This is a genomic window from Sphaerochaeta sp. S2 (assembly GCF_016406725.1).
GTDB lineage: Bacteria > Spirochaetota > Spirochaetia > Sphaerochaetales > Sphaerochaetaceae > Sphaerochaeta.
The window spans coordinates 1-5,274 of sequence record NZ_JAEKNT010000394.1 but is presented as its reverse complement, the minus strand read 5'-3'; the positions used below and the strand labels follow the sequence as shown (position 1 = coordinate 5,274).

Annotated in this window: 6 protein-coding genes; 5 read left to right on the top strand and 1 reads right to left on the bottom strand. The window is 48.6% G+C overall.

Annotated features, from left to right (window positions below; all coding sequences use genetic code 11):
* A partial coding sequence (locus JF818_RS11660; RefSeq protein WP_233067488.1) for an ABC transporter substrate-binding protein occupies window positions 1-490 on the bottom strand: 490 nt, incomplete at its 3' end.
* A 147-nt stretch (window positions 491-637) separates the two neighbouring features.
* Between JF818_RS11660 and JF818_RS11655 the strand changes: the two genes are divergently transcribed.
* From JF818_RS11655 to JF818_RS11635, 5 genes are all read left to right on the top strand, one after another.
* Window positions 638-1,480, top strand: a complete 843-nt coding sequence (locus JF818_RS11655) for a MurR/RpiR family transcriptional regulator (protein WP_198892177.1) — start codon at window positions 638-640, stop codon at window positions 1,478-1,480.
* Window positions 1,481-1,499: 19 nt separating this feature from the next.
* Entirely contained in the window at window positions 1,500-2,945 is a 1,446-nt protein-coding gene (gnd, locus tag JF818_RS11650) for a decarboxylating NADP(+)-dependent phosphogluconate dehydrogenase (RefSeq protein WP_198892176.1), read from the top strand.
* Window positions 2,946-2,964: 19 nt separating this feature from the next.
* Window positions 2,965-4,065: a sugar kinase gene (locus JF818_RS11645; protein ID WP_198892175.1), complete on the top strand. Its 1,101-nt coding sequence runs from the start codon at window positions 2,965-2,967 to the stop codon at window positions 4,063-4,065.
* 2 nt (window positions 4,066-4,067) lie between these two features.
* On the top strand, window positions 4,068-5,111 hold the full coding sequence (locus JF818_RS11640) for a zinc-binding dehydrogenase (RefSeq protein WP_198892174.1): 1,044 nt from the start codon (window positions 4,068-4,070) through the stop codon (window positions 5,109-5,111).
* 7 nt (window positions 5,112-5,118) lie between these two features.
* The coding region (locus tag JF818_RS11635; protein WP_198892173.1) for a Gfo/Idh/MocA family oxidoreductase at window positions 5,119-5,274 on the top strand (156 nt) is incomplete at its 3' end.

The window sequence follows — 5,274 nt, the reverse complement described above, 5'->3', positions numbered from 1 at the left end:
CTGCAAAGGTAGTAGGTACGGAAAGACCAGCCTTTCTAAACAGATCCTTTCGGTAGTACATTACCTGCCACTCTGTTACGAGAGGTACAATGTAGGCTTTACCATCTTTTCTGCCGATATCTACTGAGTTCGCTGGATAATCAGCAAAGTCATAGTTGTCCAAGCTCTCATACCAACCATTCTTGATGAACATCAAGCCTTCCTGAAGAGGACGAGTCATAAACACATCCACGGTGGAACTGTTGGTTGCAAATTCAGTGGTCAACTTATTGGTCAGCTGGCTCTCCTGCAGACTCTCATAGTTTACCTTGATCCCAGTCTCTGCTTCGAATTCAGGAATCTTGGTCTTCAGCAACTCCCCATAAGGGTGGTTAGCCAACAACACACGAATCTCTTGCGGGGCTGCTTCATCTTTAGTCCCTTGTGCGAACATTGGTGCCAACACAAGACCGAGCAACAACGCAATAATGACCATTGTTTTCATCTTCATTTCTTCTTCTCCTTTTGTAAATTGTACAAATACAACCTTTTGGCTATAGTATAACCCCTTTTTTGGAATTGTATAGCGATAAATGAATATTTTTTTCTCATTGCCTGAATATTTTTTTCATACTATACTGACTACAAGAGGAACAGCATGCAAGAAGTAAGTGCCATCTATACGATTCGGAGCAAGTACAACACCCTCAGTGCAAAAGAGAAGAAAATTGCTGACTTCATCCTCGAACATCCCAAGGAATCGGTAAACCCGAGTATTGAGAAACTGGCAGAGAGAATTGGGATCAGCGAATCAACCATGGTGCGCTTCGCCCGCAAACTAGGGTATTCTGGATACCAACGCTTTCGTATCGCCCTTGCAAGGGAAACCATCCCCAAAAATGAACAAGTCTTTGAAACTGAGCTCCTTGAGGGTGAAGATGTTGTGGGTATGGTCTTCAAGAATGCACAACGCACCCTCTCTGAAACACTGGAGGCCATTGACCGTAAGGCAATTAAGGAAAGTGCAACATTGATCGCCAAGGCTCGCTCGGTATTTCTCATGGGCCTCGGAGGTTCCAATACCCTTGCCCAGGATGCATATCATAAATTTATCAGAACAGGCATCAACTGCCAGTATGCTGCTGACTTCCATATGCAACTGATGCTTGCCAGCCAAGCAACAAAGGATGATGTTGCCCTTATTGTAAGTCATACCGGTGAAGGCTATGACACCCTTGCCCTGGCAGAAGAGCTCAGAAACAATGGAGCCAAGCTGCTTATTTTAACCAGCAATGCACGATCCCCTTTGGCAAAACTGGGAGACTATGTCTTGTCAGTAAGCCCTTGTTGTTCGAAAATAGTTGCAGAATCCTTTTCTGCCAGGATCACCTCCTTGGTGCTTTTCGATGTCCTGTATGTGGAAATCCTTGAACTCATGGAGAATACCGGGGTGGAAAATTTGAATAAAATGAGAGATGTTATCGCAAAACGAAGAATTTAAGATGAGGAGACATATATAAATGAAAGCAAATATTGGTCTTATCGGCCTTGCAGTAATGGGAGAAAACCTGGTGCTCAATATGGAGAGCAAAGGGTTCAGTGTTGCTGTCTATAACCGTAGCATTTCCAAAGTCGATGCCTTCCTTGATTCCAGAGCAAAAGGAAAGAACATCATCGGTACACACAGCCTTGAGGAACTAGTTGAACACTTGGAACGCCCCAGGAAAGTGATGATGATGGTGAAGGCAGGAAAAGCTGTCGATGAAACCATTGAAAAGCTCATCCCCCTCCTGGAAGCAGGAGATATCATCATTGACGGAGGAAACTCCAACTATGAAGACAGTGAGCGAAGAATGACCTATGTGGAAAGCAAAGGCTTGCTGTACATCGGAACAGGAGTGACAGGTGGAGAAGAAGGAGCCTTGAAGGGTCCATCCATCATGCCTGGTGGCTCAAAGTCTGCATGGGAAGCAGTAAAGCCCATCCTGCAGGGCATCAGCGCACATGTGCATGGCGAGCCATGTTGTGATTGGATCGGAAAGGGAGGAGCAGGTCACTTTGTAAAGATGGTACACAACGGCATCGAGTACGGTGATATGCAACTTATCGGTGAGATCTACGACCTGATGCATAGAATTCTTAAACTGGACAATGAAAGCATGCAAAGCATATTCTCGGATTGGAATGAAGGAGACCTGGACAGCTACCTGATCGAGATAACCAAGGATATTCTTGGTTATAAGGAAGAAGATGGTTCCTTCCTACTCGATAAGATCCTTGATACCGCAGGACAGAAAGGAACTGGTAAATGGACCGGTATCAGCGCACTGCATGAGGGTGTTCCCTTGACCTTGATCGTTGAATCCGTCTTCGCAAGAAGCGTTTCCAGCCAGAAGGACGAGCGCCTAGCTGCAAGTAAGGTGTATGACTTGGAACCAAACCATCCAGTTTCTAATCCCAAAGAATTCATCACCATGCTTGGGAAGGCACTCTATGCAGCGAAAATTATCAGCTATGCACAGGGCTTCAGCCTTATCAAGACAGCGGGAGAGACAAACAACTGGGACCTGAACCTAGGAGGGATTGCCCTGCTCTGGAGAGGTGGCTGCATCATCCGCTCTGCATTCCTTGACAAGATCAGCCAGGCATTCACCAAGAATCCCATGCTGCAGAACCTTATCATGGACCCCTACTTCGTCCAGATTCTGAAAGAGAATCACCAGAGTCTGAGAGAAGTGGTCGCTGCTGCTGCGCTGAATGGGATTCCTACCCCGTCCTTGAGTGCTGCTCTCTCCTGGTTCGACAGCTACAGGACCGAACGCCTACCGGCTAATCTCCTCCAGGCACAGCGTGACTATTTCGGAGCTCATACGTATGAGCGGGTAGACAAGAAGCGGGGAGAATTCTTCCACACAAACTGGACTGGGCGAGGCGGCGATACCGCCAGCACCACCTATACCGTATAAGCACACTGGAGGTTTGCAGATGGCATCAATTCCACTAATGAACAAAAAGGACGCATCCTTGGATTTTCTCTCGCTGGGAGCCTTGGTTGTTCGTCTCGACCCGGGCGTAATCCCTTTCGAATATGCCCAGAATCTTGACTTGCATGTTTCAGGTGGTGAATATAACGTCGCTGCAAACCTGAGCAGGGCATTTGGACAAAGAACTGCCATTGCCAGTGCAATGGTAGACTACCCGGTTGGACAGAAGATTGAGAGTGAGGTCAGGAGAATGGGGGTACAAGCGTTTTACAAGCGCTTCGCCCATGATGGGGTCAGGGGCCCCAATATGGCTCATGTGTACAGTGACCGTGGACAAGGCCTCCGAGCCCCTGTGGTCTTTTATAATCGTAGCAACGAGGCAGCATCATTCCTAACCGAGGATAGCTTCGACTGGGATGCAATCTTTGCAAACAAGGTCAGATGGTTTCATAGCGGAGGCATCTTCAGTGCACTCTCCCCTGCCATTCCTTCCCTGATCATCCGTGCGATGAAAAAAGCAAAGGAACAGGGAGCCATTATCTCCTTTGACCTGAACTACCGAGAGAAACTATGGAAGTCCATTGCCGATACGGGGCAAGACCCCCAGAAGGTAGCCCAGGAAACCCTCTCCTCCATTGTTGAGCATGTTGATGTGCTCATTGGCAATGAAGAGGACCTCCAGCTTGGCTTGGGGCTCAAGGGACCGGAAGTACATAAGAGTGACAAGCTCGACCCCTCTTCTTTTTATGCAATGATGGAGACAGTTGCAAAACGTTTTCCCCAGATCAAGGCAGTAGCAACCACCATGAGGGAAGTACAATCAACCAACCGACACCGCTGGAGTGCAGTACTCTATCTAAACGGGAAGGGGTATCAGGCTCCTACCTGTGAACTGGATATCCTTGATAGGGTTGGTGGTGGCGATGGTTTTGCCAGTGGACTCATCTATGGATTGCTGGAAGGAAAGGAACCGGAAGAGGCACTGCGCTTAGGATGGGCTCATGGAGCACTCCTGACCAGTTATCCCGGCGATACCACCATGGCCAGCCTGGCCCAGGTGGAAGCACTTGCCCAAGGCGGCAGTGCACGAATTCAGAGGTAACCATGCAAGCTCTCGTTCTCACTGACTACAAGAAATTGGAAATTCAGGATGTTCCGCGTCCTGCCATCACCTCCCCTACCCAGGTGCTTTTACGCATCAAGGCTGCTGCCATCTGTGGTAGTGATGTCCACGGCTATGATGGCTCAAGTGGACGACGCCGACCCCCCATCATCATGGGGCATGAAGGAAGTGGCATCATCGAGGAAGTAGGATCCATGGTTACCGGCTTTGCTGTTGGTGATCGTGTTACCTTCGACTCAACCATCTACTGTGGAACCTGTTCCTATTGCAGACAAGGCCTATTCAACCTCTGTGACAATCGCAGGGTGCTTGGGGTGAGTTGTGAGGAGTACAAACAGGATGGTATTTTTGCTGAGTATGCCTTGGTGGAGGAGCGTGTCTTGTTTCACCTTCCTCCCGCCTTGGATTTTATTCCGGCATCCCTTGCTGAACCAGCAGGAGTAGCAGCCCATGCAATCTCACAAGCCAACATCTCCCTCGCTGATGATGTTGCAGTGGTAGGAGCTGGATTGATCGGGCTCTTGATCATCAAGCTGCTGAGAACCATGACCAGTGGAACCATCATTGCATTGGACCTTAATGCAAACAGAAGGAAAAAAGCACTGGAAGTTGGTGCAGACAAAGCATTCGACCCCACAGACAGTGATATGCTCTCACACGTTCAGCAGATAACTGACCGGCAGATGCTCCCTCTGGTCTTCGAGGCCGTCGGGGCAACAGCTCCCGTCCAGACAGCACTCTCCCTGGTAAAAAAGGGAGGAGAGGTAGTTCTGGTCGGAAACATCACTCCTGAGATCAAGATTCCACTACAGAACGTTGTAACCCGGCAGATCCGGCTCCAGGGAACTTGTGCGATAAACGGGGAATATCCAGCCGTCCTGAAAATGATGGCGAACAAGACACTTGTGGTTGATGACCTGATCAGCAAGGTGGTACCGCTTGAAGAAGGTCCCCTTTGGTTCGACAAACTCTACAATCGAGAAGAAGAGCTTCTCAAGGTTGTACTGGTTCCCGGGAAAAAGTGAGGAAAACATGGTTCGTTATGCACTGGTAGGATATGGCAAGGTAGCACACGTTCATGCAAAGGCCATCAATGAAGCAGAGGAGAGTACCTTGGTTGCTGTTTGGGGTAGGAACAATGAGAAAGCCCAAACATTTGCTACCGAATGGAATATTACTGCTTTCACC